This is a genomic window from Grimontia sp. THUN1695 (genome assembly GCF_059704325.2).
The window spans coordinates 645,489-667,518 of the sequence record NZ_AP046576.1 but is presented as its reverse complement, the minus strand read 5'-3'; the positions used below and the strand labels follow the sequence as shown (position 1 = coordinate 667,518).

Here is a 22,030-nt window from a genome sequence, read left to right as displayed (position 1 = left end):
AAGAAGTTGCACTGAATTAACCTATCACAGAAAAGTATTCATTTTCCCACCGTGGGAAACGATCTATGAAAATGACATCGAGCGTAAACAAGATTTTAATGAGGCTGTTGCGACATACCATGAAATGGTGAAAGCATACAAAAAGTTTGGTTATGAACTGATTGAGGTTCCAAAGATTTCAGTCCGAGAAAGGGCTGAATTTATCTTAGATTCGGTGGGCAACGGCTAACACATATGAGCCCTTCTCCGGTCAGTAGGCAATAGCATTCTTTTTGGCTGCGTTAGCAGCCAATGCTCTCCGTTTTGCTCAATCTGAAGTTATCCGAAGTGGACGCTTTAGAGCTTTAGTTCTAACCCGTTTCTGTCCAGCCTCGTGTCAGACCGATCTGTTCTGGCTTTGTGATCTGTTCTGGCACGCTGATGCCCCTTTTCTTGTTGACGCAAGCTAGCGTCATCAATCTCATATCGAGAGTTTTCGATAGATTTCCTAATGCCAAACGTGAGGGGTGTTTAATTACCCCACTTTGGGATCTAATAAATTGTTAGCCGCCATGGAGCTTGCTATACATAAAGTGATAGAATAGTATCACTTTATGTATTCCTTTGGAGCTGCTCTCATGAAAGTAGAATTAGTCACATCACTCAAGCGTCAAGCAACTAAGATCCTCGCTGATCTCCACGATACTAAAGAACCAGTATTAATTACCGAGCACGGTAAGCCATCTGCATATTTGATCGATGTTGATGATTACGAGTTTATGCAAAACCGTTTGTCAATTCTTGAGGGTATTGCGCGAGGCGAACGTGCACTAGCTGATGGTAAAGTGGTTAGTCACGAAGAAGCCAAGGACAAAATGTCAAAATGGTTGAAATAATCTGGACTGAGCCAGCGTTATCCGACCTCAATGACATCGCTGAATATATCGCACTTGAAAATGTCGTTGCAGCAAAGCAATTGGTTCAAACGATTTTCTCTAAAGTTGAGCGTCTAGAGAGTTTTCCGGAATCAGGGCGTATTCCACCTGAACTAGAACATTTAAGTTGCCGTGAGGTTGTTGTTAATCCATGTCGTGTATTCTATAAACAAGACGCAGACAAAGTATTTATTCTGTTTGTTATGCGTACCGAAAGAGATTTGCGTAAGTTCCTGTTGAGTAAGCAATAACCTCTGAGAATGAGAGGCTAACACATATGAGCCCTTCTCCGGTCAATAGACAATAGCCTTCTCTTGGCTGCGCCAGCAGCCAATACTCCCGACGAACAACACCGGCTACTTCGTTTACCAAATGCATTATCAGACCAGCTATTGTCGTTAAATCAGCTTTAAAGCGGGAGATAACGACATTGGCCTTACCAACTTTGATAGAGAAAAAATCGTGGGATTGGTTATTTAAAGTGACTGCGCAAAACAGCAAACAGCCAGAGCGCGATCTGTGTTTGCTGGCCTTCTTCTTTGGCTCGGCTTGCACAAGCTTGGAACTCAACCGCATCCAGATACGTGATGTGACGATGAAATCAGGCAAGCTGGCAAAAAGCTTTACTGTCAGAGGTAATGAACGTGAAGTGTTTCTATCGAACTCAAGGCTATGCTCTTATCTTACTGATTACCTCCAATACAGAGTGAAAAACAAAATCTGTCTTGGCAATCATCCTGACCACTATCTCGGTCTAGATCCAGACGAAGGGCTATTCATTTCACGCCAGAACAGGCCGTTCTCGATCGTGCGAAAGAAAACAATAACGGGGCAGATAGTTACACTTGTGACGCGCTGAATCGACATATTAAAACACTCCTTCGCAATTCCCCTAGGGGCTGTTGCTCTTTATGAGCGAATAGCGCACACTAAATAAATGTGAGTGGTATTCGCACACCGAGGAATCATGACACAGGTAACAGAGAAAGAGGCATTTTCTGCCTATTGCCGCGAAAGCGTTGGACTGGATGCTAAGGAAGTAGCCGATCTGGCAAATGTACCGCGCCGAACATTTTATGATTGGTGGCGAACCCGTCGAACGGCAGTTGAATTGATCATTGAAGGTATCAAACACAGGCAAGAACAAAATGTGTGAGCGATATTCGCGCATACAAGTTGAGTTATGAGCGGTATTCACACACAATAGAGTCATTGATGCGAGATTGAGGGCTGAACCATGGCAGCAATTCCATTAGATACACACAAAGCCATTAAACGCTTGCAAAACGCTGGCTGGAACGAGAAGCAGGCCGAGGAAATGGTCAGCTTGTTCGGTGAGATCTTTGCAAACGAAGCCGCTACCAAAAGCGACATCGAATTGTTGCACAAAGATTTGAAAACGGACTTGGCTGAAATCAAAACTGACCTGACATGGATTAAGAAGTTTATGTTTGGTGTTGGTGTCGCGGTGCTTGTCGCAGCGTTGAAATACATCTTCATCGGCTAAGGGCGATGGAGAGAAAGGCATTTAAGAGGATTGATGATGCACATAGGTCATGGTGCAATCATAGCGAGCCGCGCAGTAGTAACCAAAGATGTTGCGCCATACGAAGTTGTTGGTTCTAATCCAGCCAAACATATTAAATATCGCTTCTCAGAATCACAAATAGCGATGTTACTTGAAATGAAATGGTGGGACTGGCCAGAATCAAAGCTTAAAGGCTGCATGAAACTGCTTTGCTCTTCTGATATTGAAAGCCTTTATGATTACTGGCAATCGGAAGTTCGCGCATAACAAACCATGATGATGACGTCGATTGTTGGTGATTTTGGGATATGGATAGACATAAAATACCACTCGGTTAAAAAACGATAAGCCTAAACAAAAACTTAAGACGGAAACAAAGTGGCAAGACCAAAAAAAGAACGAAATATATGCAGAAGAGCGCCATACGAGTGCTTTAAACCCAATGGGGTGCCGCTTTCCCAACTCGATAAAGTTGAGCTGCTGGACGAGGAACTCGAGGCTCTGCGCTTGGCCGATCTCGAAGATCTCAGTCAAGCAGAAGCGGCGGCTAGTATGGGGGTCTCTAGGCAGACGTTTGGCAATATCGTAAAACGTGCTCGTGCCAAAGTGGCTCAAAGCTTAGTTCATGGTCAGGCACTCATGTTTAGTCGCGAACCATAGCCATTACCTAACAGTCTGGTGCTTGCGGTTCCTTAATTTGGTAAAGCCCACTAGCGTATTCATCACACATGTCGACGCAGTTGCACTCTCTTTCTATGTTGATCCTAGCAAGCCCACCACAACTGCCTTGTATCGTTTGACGTTTTAACATCACACCTATCGCCATCAAGACCACAACAACCAAAAACATCGCAAAACTGATTAGATATATCATTGTTTTTTCTCAGATTGATTAGACAACTTGAACGCTTTTGCCAAGTGATTTATCGCTCGTGGTGAAAGCTTATTAGTCAGTGTTCGTTGGCCTGTAACTCCCCCACCATTGAATGCTTCTCGCAGACCAATCGCGGAACAGTGTGTTTCACTCTGACTTGAACAGCGTGCTTTATTTTTCTTAGCCGAAGGCCGAGCAAATTCAATTTTAGTGACTGGCGTTAAGTGGTTTTCATCAAAGCTCTCCACAGAGAATCCACGTGGTGCACTAAAAACGCGAACATTGAGCTTAAACAGTGTACTCAGCATATTCGAACCGATTGAACGAACGACAACAGCATCCACCTGATTGTCTTGCAATACCTTGCGCCAAAAGTGCTTATGACCACAACACGATGATGACTCAGGTCGTTCAAGGATTCTTTTGGTATTGGTTTGGTTATCCCACAGCATAATTTGAGGGGCTTTTGCAAAGTGATTGGAAAGAGAGGATTCGCAGCAGGGAATAGCAAACAACATAGTATTCTCCTTTATCTGAGTAAGGAGGCTACTATACAACTAATTATTGGCATATGCCAATAATTAGTTGTGCAAAATTAGGATCCGCCGCACAAAGGAAAATCCGTTATCCGGCGCAGCGCAGTGTCAGCCCTGCCGATTGCAATGCTTGCCATTCTTCCCGTAATACACCATATCGCAGTGAATCATAATATTGGCCTTCCCAGAAGCGCACCCGGCGGATCCGCCCTTCTTCCTGCATACCGAGCGCTTCTGCACATTTCATCATCCGGGGATTGCCAGACCAGGTTGTCAGGCCAATACGGGCAACGTCATAGCGCTCGAAAAGATGGGAGATCCAGAGAGTCAGCGCTTTACGCCCAAGTTTCCGCCCCCAATAGCGGGACGTAAACAGGGTGATACCCACCTCCAGCCAACGGGTAGACTGGTCCTCCCAGTAACAGGAAAGATACCCAATCGCTTCGCCCTGATAATCAATCACCATGGCGGTTTCAGCCTCTTTCAGGCGCTTGAACAGGTGGCGCCGGAACTGGAAACGGGATTGGTATTCAAGCGGAAAATAAGGCGCATCATGGGCCTTCCACTCGTTCTGTACGTAGATAAAGTGCCAGAGATGATCCCTTTCATCGTTTCTGGCCGGCCGCAAGCCAATATCGTCAAGCTTTAACATGGTTCTCCTTGTCATGTCGCCGTGTCATCACGGTCTTCTTTATTCCTAAGCTATAGCAGCTCAGAAAAGATAGCCAACAGAAAACGTTATCTTCGAATCATTATTGAACGTTTTCCTCAAATACGTATTCCGTTTCATCAAACGATCAAGGGTAACAGATCACCGGTGGGGAGATAGGTAAGATGGGAATCATGTGGAGGACCGCATCTGTGCCCCTCCACACCGTTCAGCAGGTTATGTTACAGCGAGACAATTTCAGGGCCCGAGAAGGCGTTTACCACCGGCGCTTCGCCTTCAAATTTCTCATATTCCACCAGACAGGTATAGGCACTGCACGCTTGAGCAAGCTCTGAAGTACCGATATCCAGCGTGACTGTATTCGGGTCGCCATAGGTATCGAGCGCCCCTATTTCCGCCCCTGTTGGACCGTACCAGGCCCCCTCCTGGATCCGGATGATGCCCGGTGGATAATTGTCTGACACTACAGCGCCGGCAATCAGCTGTCCCCTATCGTTATAAACTCGGATAAGATCACCGTCTGCGATACCACGCGCTTTGGCATCTTCCGGGTTGACATACGCAGGTTCACGTCCCTGTACTGTGTAGGTGTCACGCAGTCCAGGCGATTCACACATCTGTGAATGCAAGCGCTTGTCAGGGTGGCAGGATTGCAACCACACCGGGAATTTGTCTGATCCCGGCCCACCGTGGGAACGTTCGGCTTTTTCAAACCACATCGGATGTTCCTGGCAGTATTCGTAACCATAACTGCCGATCTTTCGACTGGTGATCTCAATAAAGCCCGAGGGCGTCCCCAGCGGGTTGAGCTCAGGATCTTCACGGAACGCAGCATGGCGGACAAAGGTGTTTCCTTTGCCAAAGCTGACATACCCATCACGCCAGAAGGTATCAAAATCCGGCATGTCAAATTTGCCCTTGTTGGCAGCAGCACACTCGTTGTAGAGCTTCTCTACCCATTGCATTTCGGTCATATGCTGCGCGTATTCTTTGTCTTTGTTCAGGCCAAAACGCGCAGTCAGCCCTTTAAAAATGTCAAAGTCCGTGCGGGAATGATAGAGCGGATCCACCAGCTTGTGCATAGCAAGAACGCCAGTTGCTGAGTAAGCTCCATAAAGATCGATATCATTCCGTTCAAACTGGGTACAGGCCGGTAACACAATATCAGAGAACCGACAGGTCGCACTCCACGCATAATCGATGGCTATGGCAGTTTCTATGTTGTGATAGGCCTTTTTCATCCGATTGTGATCCTGATGGTGATGCCAGGGGTTGTTACCACTTACCACTACCATCTTAATGGGTGGCAGCTTCACCTTGTTACCGTTGTGGTTGATCACTGTACCGGGCGCTTCAATGGCTTCAACCCAGCGAGCCACCGGAATGGTGCTGGCGTAGCCTTTGAAATCGCTGTTGTTATATTTAGGCTCCATGCCCGGATCGAGGTTGCGCGGGAAACCACCGGGGCCGGAAGCCCCCGTTGCCGGTTCACCGATACCGCTGTAATGGTGGGCATAAGAAACGCCACCGCCCGGCAAGCCAATACTGCCGAGCATACTGGCAAGCACAGCCCCCATCCAGTACGGCTGTTCACCGTGTTGCTGGCGCTGTACACACCAGCCAAACATTAGCTGAGTACGTTCTCTGGCCTGCATGCGGGCGAATTCACGGATACGATCAGGTGCAATACCGCAGATTTTCGATGCCCATTCTGGCGTTTTTTCGACTTTGTCTTTGGTTTTGCCCATCACGTAACCGATAAAAGGCTCAAAGCCGATGCAATAAATTTTGATAAACTCTTTGTCGTAAAGATCTTCCGTGTACAAAGTGTGCGCCAATGCCAGCATAAAAGGCACATCGGTTTGTGGGTTAATGTATTGATGTTCACAGCCGAGAAACGCCTGAGTTTTACTGACCACGGGGTCAACAGAAATCACCTTGATTTCACCCTTCGCCACTTTGTCTTTCAACTGATCGAAGTAGCCATACACATCATGCGTGGGACATTGCCAGCCCACCTGGGCATTTTTCACCGGATCATTGGCCCAGATAACAATTTGTTTGGCGTTATCCAGCAACAGTTGCCAAGAAGTTTGCTGCGCATAAACTTCGGTTGAACCGAGTACATAAGGCATGATGGTTTGCCCAGCACCGGTGGAGTAATCCCCGATTTTCTTCACAAAAAAGCCGTGCATCGCCAACGCACGCTGCATGTGAGTGGTGCAACTGTGAAACTGCCCGGTCTGGCGCCAGCCGGTTTGACCGGCCAGCAGGCCTGATGGCCCGTAGGTTTTCTGTACCCGCTCCAGTTCACTGTAAAACAAATCAAGTGCCTGATCCCAGGTGACACGGACAAAACGGTTGTCTCCCCGGGTAGTATTCCAGCCCTCTGAACGTTTCAACCAGTCAAGGCGCACCATAGGGTAGCGCACGCGGGAAGGGTTATAAATTAACCCCTTAATTCCCTCCAACATGGCTGTCGGGTGTTTGTCGTGAGTAAATGCCACCACGTCTGCCACTTCTCCACCGACAATGCGGGCACGAAATGCGCCCCAATGGGAGCCGGAGGTGCGCCATACCCCCTCCAACAATTCTGGATTTGCATAAGCATCTGTCGCGACGAGAAGGCTGGGCCCAATGGCAGCCGTTGCGCTGACAGACAAGATGCCTTTCAGGAAAGTACGCCGATTAATTGTCATGCTGCTATCCCTCTCAGTGTTCTACAAAGGTGCTGGAGTGTTTTTGCAGGTACTTAAGCACCAAGGCTCGGGTGGCTTGATCAAAGTTAACAAATCCCATCATGCCGTCGAACATACCCGGCCAGGTATTGGCATCAAAGTGGGCTACATCCGGTTGGGTGTGGCATAGGCTACAATTGGTGTTATACGCCTGTTTCGCTTCAGTCCAGATAGGATCGATGCTCCCCAGAAAGTCCGCTTTTTTCACCCAAAGATCCACTTCAACACGCTGCCAGGTCAAGCCGGTCAGCTCGTCTTCCTGGGTTTCAAACGTGCGGATGTCATCCTGACTCTGTGCCAACTCTTTTGTCAGAGCAGCAGAAGCGATATTCAGGCCGAAACCTTCATATATCACCCGGCCAAATCCTTTCATCTTGCGCCAACCGGTCAGGGTGACTTTTGCCGCCTGATCGTTTTCTTCCAGAATCGTCACCATAGAGGCCGGTTCTAGCGTACCTCCATCCTGTGTCAGTCCTGAGTCCACATACATTTCCAGGAAATTTACGCTGTAAATCGGGGCACCTTGCGCATAATCCGTGCTTTGAGACTGAGAAATCAGCTTACTGAGCATACCGCCGGTAGAATCCATTTCTGCGGGAAGCTCATGGGCTATCCCTTTGTGGCAGTCTAAACAACTTTGATTTTTCTCCGCCGCATGCTGCATTTGAAAACGCGAAGTGGGCCTCATCTTCTCAAACTGCATGCTTACGTATTGATGGCAGGCTTTGCATTCCTTTGAACCATTGGCACTGAACCTCGCCCATTCGTGTTGCGCAAGTTCCAGCCGTTTTGCAAGGAATTTTTCACGGGTATCAATTATCCCGAAGACCTGAGCAAACACCTCTTTACTGGCCTGCATTTTCCTTGCAATTTTATCCGTCCAGTCATGAGGGACATGGCAGTCAGGGCACGTTGCCCGAACACCGGTCCGGTTTGACCAGTGAATAGTTTTTTTCAGCTCCGGATATACATTGTCACGCATGGTATGACAAGAAATGCAGAATTGTTCGGTGTTGGTAAGTTCCAGCGCAGTGTTGAATCCCCCCCAGAAAATAACACCGGCGATAAACCCGCCAAGGGTCAGAACCCCAAGACTAATTTTGGTGGCCGGACGCCGCATGGTCGCCCAAAGTTTTCGAATAAAATTTTTCATGGTCATGTGCTCTTGGTTGGATCAGTGAATATGAACCGCTGTTAGCCGTGCCCCGGAGGGCCAAAAAAGAACACTTGACTCATCCAAATGAGAAAGCCGTATCCCCCTATCAGGACGACACTAAGAATGGGAAACAGAAACACAGCAATAAAGAAAAATGCTCGCCATTCAAACGTTCCCTTTTCCCCTTCTCTCACAATATCAATATCTGCTTCGTTTTTTTCCATGACGTTGCCCTCACTTCTCCGACCTCTTTTCACTGGGTTTATACGGAATAAAAAATGTATGCCTCACTAGTCTAGAAAGAGGAATATGCATTCGGTGTCTCTATATTGACGCAACGATAAAAGGGAATTTTTAGATACAGGCCGCAGATGGACTGTGGAAGAAGGAGTCAGGTCGTTTGGGTATACCGCATTGAATATATCTGAAGAAGGGAAACACTTTTATAGTTTTTATCAACTAACTACCACGAAAAGCAGCTTTTGTCCTAAGCTGAACCAGCCACAAGACAAGACATTGAAGGTTCATTTATTCGGCCAGAGCTCAACGAGCAAACCTCTCAATGACCTTTTGCAACATAGTGATTTTTAAATGTTAATCGAAGATATCTATTTACACTGTAAAGCGGAATAAAGACGCGTTCACACCCATTTATGCACTACGCTTTCTATACCCAGCCAGCTAAAAGATAAAAAAAACAATGACCTTGAGTACTTCCCCCATTCTTTATCATGTGTATATCCGCAGCTTTAAAGACAGCAATGACGACGGTGTGGGTGACCTGCAAGGCGTGATCGACAAACTTGACTATTTTCGCTGGTTAGGCGTCGACGGTCTTTTACTGTCACCGGTTTTCGCATCACCATTGAGCGACTTTGGTTACGATATCACTAACTTATGTGCCATCAATGACGAATACGGTGATCTGGAAACCTTTTCCAGACTGATACAAGAAGCCAAGAAACGTCATCTCGCAGTGATGCTTGATTTTGTCGCTAACCATACTTCAACCCAGCACTCCTGGTTTATCGAAAGCAGCGAAGGCGAAAACTCACCAAAAGCTGATTGGTATGTGTGGGCCTGTGCCAAACCGGATGGCACGCCGCCGAATAACTGGCTCACCATTTTCGGTGAATCCGCTTGGCGCTGGCACCCCACCCGGGGGAAATACTATTTACACAACACCCTCAGCAATCAGCCAGACCTCAACTACCGTCATCCAGACGTTGTGCGCCAGCTCATGAAAAGTGTTCGTTTCTGGTTTGATACCGGCATTGATGGCTTGCGTCTGGATTCAGTGAATTTATTCCTTCATGACGACAAACTTCGCAATAACCCGCCACGCCACCTCGGGTGGCAAGAAGAAGCGCGTACCGATCCTTATCGATACCAAAGCCAGCGCTACAACATAAGTCGTCCCGAAAACATCCACCTGCTCAAACAATTACGGGTAATTGCCGATAGCTATGATGAGAAAAAATGGCTTCTCGGCTCACTGAGCGACCCCTCCCCCTATGCAGTGATTGACCGCTATACCAGCGAAGGGGATGCACTGGATGCTGCCAATGTGTTTGAGTCTCTGAGCCTTTGCCAAAACGTTGAGCAGGTCGGCAACCAACTCAATGCCTTTTTCAGTGCGGTTCATCCCGGTATTGGCTGTTGGAGCACCGGTAATCATGACATCGCCCGTACCGTTTCACGTTGGCAAAACGGAAAAAACCAACCGGAGGCAGCCAAGTTGCTGTTAACCCTGTTGGTGTCCCTGCAAGGGGTGATCAGTCTGTTTCAAGGCGAAGAATTGGGACTCACAGAGGCCAATGTGCCTCCCTCGCAGAGGAAAGATTTATTCGGCCAGCAGGTGATTGCCAATTATGTCGGTCGCGATGGCTGCCGCACTCCACTCCCTTGGCAAAGCAAGGCAATGCATTTCGGTTTTAGCTGCGTGTCTCCCTGGCTTCCCCCCGATCCCAGCCATGCAGCATTGGCGGTAGATATCCAACAGGCGGATACACAATCCGTGCTTCACTTCACCCGGGAATTGCTTGCATGGCGTAAACAGCAAATTGCCATGCTAGAGGGCACCTGTCGGGTATTAGCATTTAACTCCGCACTCATGGTGTTAGAGCGGCATCATGCCGACCAAACGCTGATCATCGCACTCAATGCCTCTAACAGCGATGCGACGGTAAAGTTGAATTTACCTGCCCCGGCCACGTTGCTTTCCCTTCCTCACATGAATACCGCCTCATCACGGGTTGACGGTGTGTTGAAATTACCACCTTGGCAGGCTTGGGTAGGCGAGCTGCAACGTCATTCCCCCGGAGCATGAAACGCACGACATCTCAGCGTTCATTGGCTCAGCCCCCACGCTAATCCTAAAGAAGGCAGGACTGACATCCTGCCTCTTGGGTATTTTCAGCGTTTATCGGAGGCTTATGGCGTAACGCTCAAGAATGGCTTGGTCTCGCCCGCCACTGATCGTTTGAACGCCTTTCCGTCGCGATCGAACAGGTGACAATAATCTGCCGGAAACTCGATACAACGTTTGTCTCCGGCACGTATGTTGGTCTGTCCCTCTGTCCGGATCACCACAGGCTCAGCACTTTGCGGCGTGTTGAAGTACATCAGACACTCATTACCTAACTGCTCCACCACACTCAACGCCACACCGCCTTCCTGAATTGCATCTTTTTCGCCAAAACGGATGTGCTCCGGACGGATACCCACCACACAAGGATCTCCCACCTTGGCGCCGATGGTATTCGCTGACACCACAATCGCCTGTCCACGGTGGATTTGCACTTTGGTGGTCACTTCACCGGTTTCCACAATATCAGCCGTCAGAAAATTCATTTTCGGTGAGCCAATAAAACCCGCCACAAAGGTGTTCGCAGGATGATTATAAAGATCAAGCGGCGAACCTACCTGCTCTACACGTCCTGCATCCAGTACCACAATTTTAGTGGCTAGCGTCATCGCTTCCACCTGATCATGGGTAACGTAGATCATGGTTGCACCAAGGCGCTCATGCAAGCGGGCGATCTCCATGCGCATTTGTACACGCAAGGAGGCATCCAGGTTCGACAGGGGTTCATCAAACAGGAACACTTTTGGCTCACGCACAATAGCGCGGCCAATAGCTACACGCTGGCGCTGACCGCCGGAAAGCGCTTTTGGCTTACGTGCCAGCAAGGTATCAAGTTGCAGTGCTGCGGCGACTTCACGCACCTTTTCATCCACGGTTTTGGCTTCAGCTTTCGCCAGTTGCAGGCCAAATGCCATGTTGTCGTATACCGTCATGTGCGGATACAGGGCATAAGACTGGAACACCATGCCGATGCCACGCTCTGGCGGCGGTAGGTCGTTGCAGACTTTACCATCAATTTTCAGGTCTCCGGACGTAATATCCTCAAGACCTGCAATCAGCCTGAGCAGGGTGGATTTACCGCATCCGGAAGGACCAACAAACACCACGAAATCCCCCTTGCTAATGTGCAAATCCACTTCCTTGGTGACATGAACTTTCCCAAACGTCTTATTGACCTTATTTAAAATGACCTCAGCCATATTCCTTTCCCTGTTAAATCGTTGCAAATGCCGCCTGATATGGCGGGAGAGTGACCGATCCATTTTCCAGCCCAAATGTAAACCCATGGCCGTCCAATGGCTGCCAGTTTCCTTCTGGCAATGAAAGTGTCATGTCAGACCCGGACAGATTGAACGCCACCAGCAGACGCTGTTCGTCGTTGTAACGGATAAAAGCCAGTCCCTGGGCATGGGAAGTCACATCACTGAGTCCGCCGTCGATCAGCACCCGGTGTTGCTTTCGCCACCGAAGGTAAGTGCGGTAATGCGCTAACATGCTGTCACTTTTCTGCTCCTGCTTATCCACTGCCAGCGCGAGGTGACGCGGGTCGACAGGTAACCAGGGTTCAGCCGTACTGAATCCAGCGTGCTCTTCGCCCGCATGCCAGGGAATTGGCGTGCGGCATCCGTCCCGGCCTTTGTATTCCGGCCAGAAAGGAATGCCGTAAGGATCCTGGATTTTATCAAATGGGATGTCTGCTTCCGGCAGGCCAAGCTCTTCTCCCTGATATAAACACACACTGCCACGCAAAGATGTCACTAGCGCCAGTAACACTTTGCCATAAGCGGTCTGATCTGGCTCCCCTGCCCCCCAGCGGGTAATACAGCGTACCACGTCATGGTTAGAAAGCGCCCAACAGGCCCAACCATCGTTAATGGCTCCTTCAATTTTGCCGATCACTGAAGCCAGGTAATCTGGCGAACGGTGCACGTTGAGCAAATCAAAGGTGTAGGCCATATGCAGTTTGTCATTATCTGCGGTGTACTGTGCCATCAGTGCCAGTGGATTATCATCACCAATCTCCCCGACTGTGGTGATGCCATCATATTGGTCAAGCACTGCGCGCAGCTTTTTCAAGAAGATGAGGTTTTCTGGCTGTGAAATGTCGTACCGGTGTTTTTGCATTGAGTACGGGTTGGTTCCCGGCACACCAAGCGATTTGCTGTCCCCGGCTGACAACGGTGGGTTGTCACGCAATTGACGGTCGTGGGTGTAAAAGTTAACCGTATCGAGACGGAACCCGTCGACACCCAAATCGAGCCAGAACGTCACACTATCTAAAAGCTGTTCCACGACCTCTGGGTTATGGAAGTTCAGGTCAGGCTGGCTGACAAGGAAGTTGTGTAGATAGTACTGCTGACGCCGACTTTCCCACTGCCAGGCACAGCCTCCGAAAATGGAGAGCCAGTTGTTTGGCGGTGTTCCGTCCGGTTTGGGATCGGCCCACACATACCAGTCGGCTTTCGGGTTATCACGGCTGGCACGGCTTTCCTCAAACCAGGGGTGCTCATCAGAGGTATGGCTGAGCACCTGATCAATCATCACTTTCAGCCCCAGATCGTGCGCGACCTTTACCAGGTGTTTAAAGTCATCCAATGTGCCAAACAGCGGATCCACGTCCCGGTAATCAGCAACATCATAGCCAAAGTCTTTCATAGGCGATGTAAAAAAAGGCGACAGCCAGATGGCATCCACCCCCAGTGCAGCCACATAGGGCAATTGCTGGGTGATCCCGGGCAAATCGCCGATCCCATCCTGGTTAGCATCGTAGAAACTGCGTGGATAGATTTGGTAAATCACCGCCCCACGCCACCAGGCGAATTGTTGTTGTTTCATGTGTCTGTTTATCCCTTAACTGCGCCAGCGGTGAGGCCGGAGACGATTCGACGTTGGAAAACCAATACCAGGACAATAAGCGGCACAGTGACGATGACAGACGCCGCCATGATGGTGCCCCACGGCAATTCGTATTGACCTGCACCGGAAATCAGCGCGATCGCCACGGGAACCGTACGTTGCTCATTTGTCAGGGTGAAAGTAAGAGCAAAGAGGAATTCATTCCACGCTGCGATGAAAGCCAGCAGACCAGTTGTCACCAACGCCGGCCACAGAAGTGGCATCAATACTTTTGTGATGATCTGCCATGGGGTCGCGCCATCCACAATCGCCGCTTCTTCGAGTTCGAGCGGAAGTTGTTTCATGAAAGTGGTGAGCACCCAGACCGTAAACGGCAAGGTGAAAATCATGTAGGCAAGCGCCAGCCCGGGTATAGAGTTGTAAAGCCCAAATGCGCGGATCAATTCAAACAACCCAGACAGCACTGCGACCTGCGGAAACATAGAGACTCCGAGGATCGTAAGCAACACAATATTACGGCCACGAAAGCGGATACGCCCCAACGCGTACGAGGCGGTAACCCCCAGCAATAGAGAAATCGCCACAACCACGGTGGAAACCAGCACAGAGTTGAGCAGGTTACGCTCAAACACCCCGCCGGAGAACACCGATGCATAATTCCCCCAATCCAATGAGGAAGGCAGGTATTCCACCTGAAACAGCGCCGAGCCAGATTTAAAAGAGGTGACGATAGCGTAATAAAACGGGAAGACCGAAAACACCACGATCACAGCCACCAAGAGGTAGAAACCTACCTGCAAATACCATTTTTTCGACATATCAATGGCCCTCGTTCATGCTTTTACGCCCCAGGTAGAGGTAGGCAACGGTACATAACGCCACAATGAGAAACAGCAGCGTGGAAGCGGCTGAACCATAACCAACGTCCTGGAAATCCACCAGATTCTGCCGCGCATACACCGACATCGACATAGTGGCTTCGTTAGAAGGCGTAAGCACATAAATAAGGTCAAACACCCTGAGCGCATCCAGCGCGCGGAACACCACCGCAACCATCACGGCTGGCATGATGAGGGGCAAAGTGACCCTGAAAAAGACGCTGACTGGATGGATACCGTCAATCTTGGCTGCCTCGTAGCAATCGGATGGCAGCATCTGCAAGGCGGCAAGCACCAGCAGTGCCATAAACGGGGTGGTTTTCCACACATCCACCGCGATCACCACATTAAGCGAGAGATCCGAATCAGCTGTCCAGGCGAGAGGCGAGGCGATCACCCCCAGAGTTATCAGGAAATCATTGATGATCCCGAACTGATCATGAAGCATCCAGCCCCACATTTTTGCGGAGACTATGGTGGGGATAGCCCAGGGCACAAGTACCGCTGCGCGAACCAATCCCTGCCCTTTGAACTTTGTATTGAGCACCAGGGCAACCACGATCCCGAACACGGTTTCCAGGCTCACAGAAACAATAGCGAAATACAGAGTGTTCCATACTGCCTGCCACCAGGTGGGATCAAACAAGATGCCGTAAAATTCGCCGTCTTCGTAGATGACGTAGTTATCAAGCCCGATGAATTCTGCGGCCCCACTGCCATCTAAGGTGGCATTGGTCATACTGAACCAGAATGTTCTCAGTAATGGCCACCCGGCTACCATGGCCAGGGTAATCATCATGGGGGCCAGAAACCACCAAGCGGCGCGGACACGCTTACGCGTGAGTACGCTGGTCTGTTCCATGCAATATCCTTCTGAAAGCGGCTGTCAGGCATACAGGAGCCCAGACAGCCTGATCAACACTTACCAACGACCGCCGCGGCTGATGCGCTTAAGATCTTTATTGAGTTTTGTCAGCGCCTTATCGGCAGAAACATTGCCAGAGAGCACGCTGTGTGTTGCATTCCAGAAGGCGTTAGATACTTGATTATATTTAGCCCCGGTAGCAGTGGACGGACGCGGTGTCCCGTTTGCAAAGGTATTGTAGAGGCTGCCAAAGAAAGGCACTGCCGCCAGCACGTCTTCATCGTCATAAAGCGCTTCAATGGTGGGGTTGTACGAACCTTCGATCGCTCGGCGTTTTTGCTCCTCAAATGAAGTCAGGAACATGACAAGACTTGCAGCCACTTCAGGATTGGCAGAGTATTTGGACACCGCCAGTTGCCAGCCTCCGAGCGTGCCTGTATGGTTGCCGTCGTCTCCGCCTTTTGGCAAGGCGACAACGCCAATTTTCCCTTTCACTGGAGAATCATCACTGTTACCGAGAGACCAGGCATAAGGCCAGTTACGCATAAAAACCGCATTCCCTGTCTGGAACACGCCCCGTGCTTCTTCTTCACCATAATTCAGCACGCCCGGTGGAGAAATGGTGTTAATCCACCCTGCAGCGGTAGTCAGTGCCATTTTGGCATTGTCATTGTGGATGGTGATCTTGCCATCTTCATCAACAATGGTGCCACCATTGTAAGAAGCCACCCACTCCAGTGCATCGCAGGTGAGGCCTTCATACGCACGACCCTGCCATACAAAGCCCCACATTTTGTCGTTACCGGCGTCACGCTCCCCTTTCTGGATCTTTTTAGCCGTTGCCGTCAGTTGTTCCCAGGTAGTGGGCGGCACTTCACCATATTTCTCTAACAGATCAGCGCGGTAGTAAAGCACGCCCGCATCGGTAAACCACGGCATCGCCACCAGCCGATCCTTCACAGTATTGTTCGCGACGATCGCCGGGAAGTGATCATCCTGTACACCATCAGAATACTCTTTTAAATCAATAAAATGGTTACCAAGAATCCCCGGCCAGATGACGTCAATCTGGAACACATCAATGTCTTTAGCGCCTGCCGCTAACAGCTGTTGGTAAAGAGCCAGGCGTTCAGTGGTAGAGTTCGGTGTAGTGACAATTTTGGCGGTGTGGCCAGTTTCCTGCTCCCATGCAGAGACCCCCTGCTGGCACAGCTCCAACTCCTGCCCAACAGCACCACAAGAGATGGCGATGGTTTCGGCGTATGCACTGATACTGAGCAAACCAGAAGCCATTACAGCTCCGAAAATAGCACGTTTCATGGATAACTCCCTGTCGCGTCATCCCGGTATTTACCCGTGTTTTTCTCCTTGCCAGCGAGAGGTCGGCACTTCCAGTTCGGTTGCGCTTGTTGAAGGTGCGGCATCATTGGACGACGAAAAATCCGGGTAGGATTTTCGGCCGATCAACCATCCGACAGGGACAGAGGTATACAGTGAATTGTCGAGCAGAACACGCTGGGTAGTCGCCAGTTCAGCCTCAGAAAGGATAACCGCGGATCGTTCGGCAATTTTCAGCACCTGGTGCCAGCTATCAAAGCCATGCAGACGCGCAACCACATCCAGCGCTTGCATGTGCGAGCACCGCAACTGGCGCTTTTGCAATTTGGCCTGGCGTTTAAAGGCTTTGATGTCTGAGTCAGTCAGGATAGTGGATGTCACTGTGTTCCCTTAGGATCATTGACCGGTGAAAATACGCACGCAACGGCCCACTCGCAGCCCGCATCCCTTCCGGGTGACAACCAATTTCTAAGAGATATGTAAGGAAGCAGATATTGCGTTAGCTTTGCCATCGTGGGCGGCCAGCCGATATCCGCGGCTGATGTTTAAACGCTATCACTACGTTTACATTTTTGCAATATCCTAAAAAAGATTGGTAAGCATTCTTTATGCCTGCCGATTTAATAGACAAAAAAAACGAGCCATCTGGCTCGTCAAAGGGTTAGCAAATCAATGCATCGGGCGAACCCGGATGCCAATAGGACAAAGGTATCTATTCGTTAATAATCTTAGTCAATATCTGGGGTTACCATGTCAGAACTTTGTCAATATCGGGTGAGGTTTATTATCCACCCGATGCAACTTCATCCAAGATAGACAGCACTGAACTGTCTAAATGACCGTCATAAACCTGCCGGCAAACCTTACGCCGCACGGCTAAACCAGAGATCAGACGCTCAATTGACAGGTGTTTTTCCTGTTGTTGGCTGTTGTAAAACTCGATTGTTTTACTCAATGTTTCATAAGAGAGAATCTCCCCATCAACACGCAGATAGTCCAGTTTATCCATGTAAGACTGGCACTCTTCAGCAATCGTCGCTGCTGGATGACCCGTCATCGCAGACAACGCAGTAATACCACGCTGCATCGCTTCCGGAGAGGTATATTTAGACAAGGTGATCGTCAGCTCATCGGCATTGATCTCCACCAAGTGCTTACGCAGTTTTACACGACGCCCTAACCGGCCTCCGCGTTTCTCTTTCCTCTGAATAGGCTCAAACTCACCATCAATAATCTCGGAAAGCTGATCAAGGTCTCTCTTTGGCAAGATCTCGTTGCGAAGTGGGTTTGGCATCGTCGGCGCCAAAGATCGTTTACCCTCGTTGTACGTTTTCGCACGGGAAAAACGGATCACTTCGTCGACATTGCACTTGATGTCTATGCGATAATCAGGGTGCTTTTTATCATCATCCAAGCGATACAGCGTCAGATGATAACCATACAAATTGACAGCAAACACCCCGTCAGTGATCGTTTCCTTTTTCGCCATCTTACGCAGTTCACGGATAAGATCACTCGAAAAACGCCGCCATTCGATGTTTCTCGCCATTTTCTGGTTCAGATCGCTCAATGTCATCGAATCTTCAAGACGACGTGACATACGGCTTCTGAAGAGGCTATAGAGCTGGAATACCAGTGTATGTTGGCGCAAAATTTCTGGCGGGAACAGGAAGAAGTAATCCCGGGTCATCAACTCTTCAAAAAAAGACGGCTCCCACACCATGATGTAGAGATTCGGTTTGATCCGGATTTCTCCATCTTCGCCTTCCCTTGGCGCTTCTTCAGACGCCGTGATCGTGCGTGCAATAAACCGGAAACGATCACTTTTGAACCCTTCCGGCATATTTTCACTAAGCCAGCGGCCAGTGAGCTCATGGAGTTGGAAATCGGTAAACTCAATACGATCAATACTTTCCCGAATAGAATCACGCGCAGGACCACTGTCCTTCTTACCACGCAGAGACAAGATATCCGTAATATAAACCGGCGTTTTGTTGCCCACTTTCTGGGTTTGCAGCTCGTAATTTGGCAGATGGTGATCATGGTACTGCACGGTTAGGGTGAACAGGGCAAATAACGTCATCAAATCGTCCACCGTCATGATCGATTTAGACGATCGGGTTTCAATGATCGCTTTCGTGCCGCTGATCGCCACCATCGACTTCTGGTAACTTTTCTTGGTCCGTGGCGGAGCCAAGGCCTGATCAATAATACCCGCCCAGCTAGTAGGAGAGATCAGAATCTGATCCTTTTCATCTGGCATTGTAGGTGGCGTTCCCAGGCCATGTTCATGCAACAGCTGCTTATTGACATGATTCTGAGCGAGAGCTTTGGACCGTTTTTGTTTAGCAATAACTTTGGTTTTCTCTGACTGGAGCCCTGCTGAGCCCAGTACCGAAATTAGCTGACTGGGATTAACAAACCGGTGCAGCATGGTTTTACCAGCTAATCCTTCTTCAAAGCGCACACCTTGTTGGGTAAAAAGGCCGATTTGAACCGCAGCACGCAGGCGCTGCTGAATTGCAGCACGGGTCAGCTGTCCGTCAGTGGCTTCAACCAATTCTGTGGTAGACACCAATCCATCTTTTGATGAAAAAGCACGCAGTGAAATCAGATTTAGCAGCTCGAGAATGCTTTTAGTGACCCCCCTGAAATGCTCATACTGGGGAAGCCAATCCACGAGATGTGTATGAACCTCAAACAGGTGACCATCTTTGTGGGAACGTGGGGCTGTGATCAATATTTTTTCAGAGGGATTTGAGGCCATTCGCCACAGCTCCTTGTTATATCAATATGACTTCAAAATACAGATGACCGTAATTACGCCATCTTTCCGGAAAGAGTAATAGAAAAAATAAAATAAAGAAAGATCTTTTTATTGGGCTTTTTAAACTGATCTCTTTGATTTTAAGAGATCTTATTGATGATATGATCTTATGATCTGACGAAATAAACTAGTATAAGTATTTGATAAAAAAGAATAAGTTTTTGTTGATTACTGAAACGATGATCAGGGCGTGCTTGGAAAGATGATCAATAACACATTGAAAGCATGATCATTGTAACGCTGAATCAATGATCATCAGGTGCCCGAAAACGTGATCATCAAAGGCACAAAAGCATGATCATGGTTGTTACACAGGTTATCCACAGCCATACTGGTAATATCATGGAAACCCCGCTCTATTTCTCAAAAAACAGCCCAATCTTAGTTGGAAAGATGATCAGGGAAATCGTATTTCAACGGTTTGGTCACTTTCTTTCGCTGTTTTAGTCCTGGTTGTGGTCAAAGATTTATCGAAATGCATTCAGTTGAAATGACAACTCACGTATTTTAGCCAACCCTGAGTATGTGTCCGGCCATCGAAACGATGATCAAGCTTTGCATTTGTGCATTTGGATTGGTTTTTTTAAGGCGCTTTTACTGCTTTCTATTGTGCGAAAGAGGCATGATATTTATATTCAAGTCAGTATTCAAAAGGCATTAGCCGTAATTTATACGTCTCACATCATCGTTCCGAAGCTATCTTGCCTTTCTACTCATGCAGACTCATCTCTTGATCATTTTTTCGGAATTTTAGGATCCAATTTACAGGATAGCTGCCCAAATCCTCATCAAAAATACGCCTTGATCATTTTTCCTTATCCGTCGCGATGTTCCGCAAACATGATCAAGGATGGTCATGGCATTTACATCGTTTCAGCAGGTAACCTTTCTTTCCTTGATCATGTTTCCGAAAGGATGATCAAGTGAGCTTCTTTTTATGTGGCACTGATGTTCTCTGGTTCGGATCAGGCGTAAAAGTCAGATAACAGTAATTTGGAATTACACAACCCGTAATTTGTACATCGCTTTTCAGTGTTCCGGGTAAAAACATCTAGTTATAAGGTTTACATTGTAAAAAAGTGACGTTGTAACAGTTTAAATCTGAGATATTTTACACAGCATATAACACAGAAAAATTGCACTATTTTTCACCATCTTGACATAAAGTGAGCAAGATCTTAATTATTTTGCAGTATGTTCAGCTTTTTATTGTGTGTGATGTATTTTGCTGTACAATTTGTTTTAATTTTCTTCTAAGGCGAAAAGAAAAATGAATAGGGAAAAGACAATAGAAAACCTGCAAACTATTGCAGAGCAAACCAAGCAGGTTCAGGCTGACCGTATTGAGATCGTGATGGAGGAACGTCATGACCAATTGTTTCCACCCATGTCGAAAGCCTTGATGGAAACCCGCTCTGGCCTTACCCGTCGAAAACTGGATGAAGCTATCAGCCGCATGGAAGATGCTGGCCACCAGTTCACCAAGAACAACGCGAACCACTACTCTATTACCCTTGAGGAAGCCCATCAAATTATGGAAGCGGCGAATATCCCTGCCTTTCATGAAGGTAAAGGTGCGGGTTATAAGCCTTGGGTGATTAATATCCAGAACCAAAAAGGGGGAACGGGGAAATCAATGAGTGCGGTTCATATGGCGGCCTGTATGGCGTTGAACTTGGAAAAACGTTATCGCATCTGTTTGATTGACCTTGATCCCCAAGGCTCACTTCGCCTTTTTCTGAACCCGCAGATTAGTATTACCGAGCAAGAAGGTATCTATTCCGCAGTGGATGTCATGCTTGATAATACGCCGCAAACGCCTGACAAAGAATTCATGATGAAAAATGTACTGTTGCCGACACAGTACCCCAACCTGAAAACGATTGCGGCATTCCCGGAAGACGCGATGTTTAACGCTGAAGCGTGGCAGAGCCTAGCGACGAATGGTTCCCTGGACATCGTGCAATTGCTGAAAGAGAAGGTTATTGATGTGATTGCGGATGAGTTTGATATCATCATGATAGACACTGGCCCGCACATTGACCCCTTGGTGTGGAATGCCATGTACGCATCCAATGCCTTGTTGATCCCGTGTGCCGCGAAACGGCTCGACTGGGCATCTACGGTTAACTTTTTCCAGCATCTTCCAACCGTTTATGAAATGTTCCCGGAGGACTGGCCGGGCTTGGAGTTTGTCCGACTGGTACCTACTATGTTTGAAGATGACAACAAAAAACAGGTGTCGGTGCTGACAGAAATGAATTACCTGTTGGGTGATCAGGTGATGATGGCGACCATTCCCCGCAGCCGCGCATTTGAAACGTGTGCTGATACCTACAGTACTGTTTTTGATCTCACCGCCCAGGACTTCGAAGGTGGTAAGAAAACCCTTTCAACAGCGCAGGAAGCGGTACATCGTGCCGGGCTGGAGCTTGAACGTGTGCTCCATAGCCATTGGTCGCAGCGAAACCAGGAGTGATAA

The 22,030-nt window shown here is 48.5% G+C and carries 21 protein-coding genes and 2 pseudogenes; 10 read left to right on the top strand and 13 right to left on the bottom strand.

Annotated features, from left to right (window positions below):
- Positions 1–7: 7 nt before the first annotated feature.
- The 8 genes and pseudogenes from AC6IB1_RS03105 to AC6IB1_RS03070 all read left to right on the top strand — a co-directional run.
- Positions 8–229 (top strand): annotated as a pseudogene (locus AC6IB1_RS03105) (AAA family ATPase); the annotation flags it as partial.
- 388 nt (positions 230–617) lie between these two features.
- Complete coding sequence (locus AC6IB1_RS03100; protein ID WP_098415741.1) at positions 618–875, top strand: type II toxin-antitoxin system Phd/YefM family antitoxin; 258 nt, start codon at positions 618–620, stop codon at positions 873–875.
- Entirely contained in the window at positions 863–1,165 is a 303-nt protein-coding gene (locus AC6IB1_RS03095) for a type II toxin-antitoxin system RelE/ParE family toxin (protein WP_005503214.1), read from the top strand. The genes AC6IB1_RS03100 and AC6IB1_RS03095 overlap by 13 nt, the downstream gene beginning before the upstream one ends.
- Positions 1,166–1,344: 179 nt before the next feature.
- Positions 1,345–1,773 (top strand): site-specific integrase, encoded by a 429-nt coding sequence (locus tag AC6IB1_RS03090; protein WP_497566313.1) that lies wholly within the window; start codon positions 1,345–1,347, stop codon positions 1,771–1,773.
- 108 nt (positions 1,774–1,881) lie between these two features.
- On the top strand, positions 1,882–2,070 hold the full coding sequence (locus AC6IB1_RS03085) for a hypothetical protein (RefSeq protein WP_497566312.1): 189 nt from the start codon (positions 1,882–1,884) through the stop codon (positions 2,068–2,070).
- An 81-nt stretch (positions 2,071–2,151) separates the two neighbouring features.
- On the top strand, positions 2,152–2,421 hold the full coding sequence (locus tag AC6IB1_RS03080) for a CCDC90 family protein (protein WP_497566311.1): 270 nt from the start codon (positions 2,152–2,154) through the stop codon (positions 2,419–2,421).
- Positions 2,422–2,463: 42 nt separating this feature from the next.
- Positions 2,464–2,709, top strand: a pseudogene (locus AC6IB1_RS03075) (LbetaH domain-containing protein); the annotation flags it as partial.
- Between the two features lie 111 nt (positions 2,710–2,820).
- Positions 2,821–3,102, top strand: a complete 282-nt coding sequence (locus AC6IB1_RS03070) for a DUF134 domain-containing protein (RefSeq protein WP_497566310.1) — start codon at positions 2,821–2,823, stop codon at positions 3,100–3,102.
- A 7-nt stretch (positions 3,103–3,109) separates the two neighbouring features.
- Here AC6IB1_RS03070 and nqrM read toward each other — a convergent pair whose 3' ends face one another.
- The 6 genes from nqrM to AC6IB1_RS03040 all read right to left on the bottom strand — a co-directional run bounded on the left by nqrM (position 3,110) and on the right by AC6IB1_RS03040 (position 8,640).
- Positions 3,110–3,316 carry a (Na+)-NQR maturation NqrM gene (gene nqrM / locus AC6IB1_RS03065; protein ID WP_497566309.1) on the bottom strand — a complete coding sequence of 69 codons (207 nt, stop codon included), beginning with the start codon at positions 3,314–3,316 and terminating at the stop codon, positions 3,110–3,112.
- Positions 3,313–3,834 (bottom strand): NifB/NifX family molybdenum-iron cluster-binding protein, encoded by a 522-nt coding sequence (locus tag AC6IB1_RS03060; protein ID WP_497566308.1) that lies wholly within the window; start codon positions 3,832–3,834, stop codon positions 3,313–3,315. The genes nqrM and AC6IB1_RS03060 overlap by 4 nt, the downstream gene beginning before the upstream one ends.
- Positions 3,835–3,940: 106 nt before the next feature.
- On the bottom strand, positions 3,941–4,504 hold the full coding sequence (locus AC6IB1_RS03055) for a GNAT family N-acetyltransferase (protein ID WP_497566307.1): 564 nt from the start codon (positions 4,502–4,504) through the stop codon (positions 3,941–3,943).
- Positions 4,505–4,743: 239 nt separating this feature from the next.
- A complete protein-coding gene (gene torA / locus AC6IB1_RS03050; protein WP_497566306.1) occupies positions 4,744–7,221 on the bottom strand; it encodes a trimethylamine-N-oxide reductase TorA in 2,478 nt (825 codons plus the stop codon).
- A 13-nt stretch (positions 7,222–7,234) separates the two neighbouring features.
- On the bottom strand, positions 7,235–8,413 hold the full coding sequence (gene torC / locus AC6IB1_RS03045; protein ID WP_497566305.1) for a pentaheme c-type cytochrome TorC: 1,179 nt from the start codon (positions 8,411–8,413) through the stop codon (positions 7,235–7,237).
- A gap of 41 nt (positions 8,414–8,454) precedes the next feature.
- Positions 8,455–8,640, bottom strand: coding sequence for a periplasmic nitrate reductase, NapE protein (locus tag AC6IB1_RS03040; protein ID WP_005504666.1), 186 nt, complete (start codon positions 8,638–8,640; stop codon positions 8,455–8,457).
- 476 nt (positions 8,641–9,116) lie between these two features.
- On the opposite strand from AC6IB1_RS03040, the gene AC6IB1_RS03035 reads away from it, so the two are divergent.
- A complete protein-coding gene (locus AC6IB1_RS03035; protein WP_497566304.1) occupies positions 9,117–10,745 on the top strand; it encodes an alpha-amylase family glycosyl hydrolase in 1,629 nt (542 codons plus the stop codon).
- Positions 10,746–10,849: 104 nt separating this feature from the next.
- On the opposite strand, the gene AC6IB1_RS03030 is transcribed toward AC6IB1_RS03035, so the two are convergent.
- The 7 genes from AC6IB1_RS03030 to AC6IB1_RS03000 form a co-directional block, all read right to left on the bottom strand.
- Complete coding sequence (locus AC6IB1_RS03030) at positions 10,850–11,983, bottom strand: ABC transporter ATP-binding protein (RefSeq protein ID WP_497566303.1); 1,134 nt, start codon at positions 11,981–11,983, stop codon at positions 10,850–10,852.
- Positions 11,984–11,996: 13 nt separating this feature from the next.
- Positions 11,997–13,619 carry an alpha-glucosidase gene (locus AC6IB1_RS03025; protein ID WP_497566302.1) on the bottom strand — a complete coding sequence of 541 codons (1,623 nt, stop codon included), beginning with the start codon at positions 13,617–13,619 and terminating at the stop codon, positions 11,997–11,999.
- Positions 13,620–13,627: 8 nt separating this feature from the next.
- Positions 13,628–14,458, bottom strand: a complete 831-nt coding sequence (locus AC6IB1_RS03020; RefSeq protein WP_497566301.1) for a carbohydrate ABC transporter permease — start codon at positions 14,456–14,458, stop codon at positions 13,628–13,630.
- Position 14,459: 1 nt separating this feature from the next.
- Positions 14,460–15,380 (bottom strand): carbohydrate ABC transporter permease, encoded by a 921-nt coding sequence (locus tag AC6IB1_RS03015; protein ID WP_497566300.1) that lies wholly within the window; start codon positions 15,378–15,380, stop codon positions 14,460–14,462.
- 60 nt (positions 15,381–15,440) lie between these two features.
- Complete coding sequence (locus AC6IB1_RS03010) at positions 15,441–16,703, bottom strand: ABC transporter substrate-binding protein (protein WP_497566299.1); 1,263 nt, start codon at positions 16,701–16,703, stop codon at positions 15,441–15,443.
- A gap of 30 nt (positions 16,704–16,733) precedes the next feature.
- Positions 16,734–17,102, bottom strand: coding sequence for a hypothetical protein (locus AC6IB1_RS03005; protein WP_497566298.1), 369 nt, complete (start codon positions 17,100–17,102; stop codon positions 16,734–16,736).
- Positions 17,103–17,505: 403 nt separating this feature from the next.
- Entirely contained in the window at positions 17,506–19,488 is a 1,983-nt protein-coding gene (locus tag AC6IB1_RS03000; protein ID WP_497566297.1) for a replication initiator protein RctB domain-containing protein, read from the bottom strand.
- A 1,330-nt stretch (positions 19,489–20,818) separates the two neighbouring features.
- Here AC6IB1_RS03000 and AC6IB1_RS02995 point away from each other — a divergent pair.
- Complete coding sequence (locus tag AC6IB1_RS02995) at positions 20,819–22,027, top strand: AAA family ATPase (protein ID WP_497566296.1); 1,209 nt, start codon at positions 20,819–20,821, stop codon at positions 22,025–22,027.
- Positions 22,028–22,030: the final 3 nt, after the last annotated feature.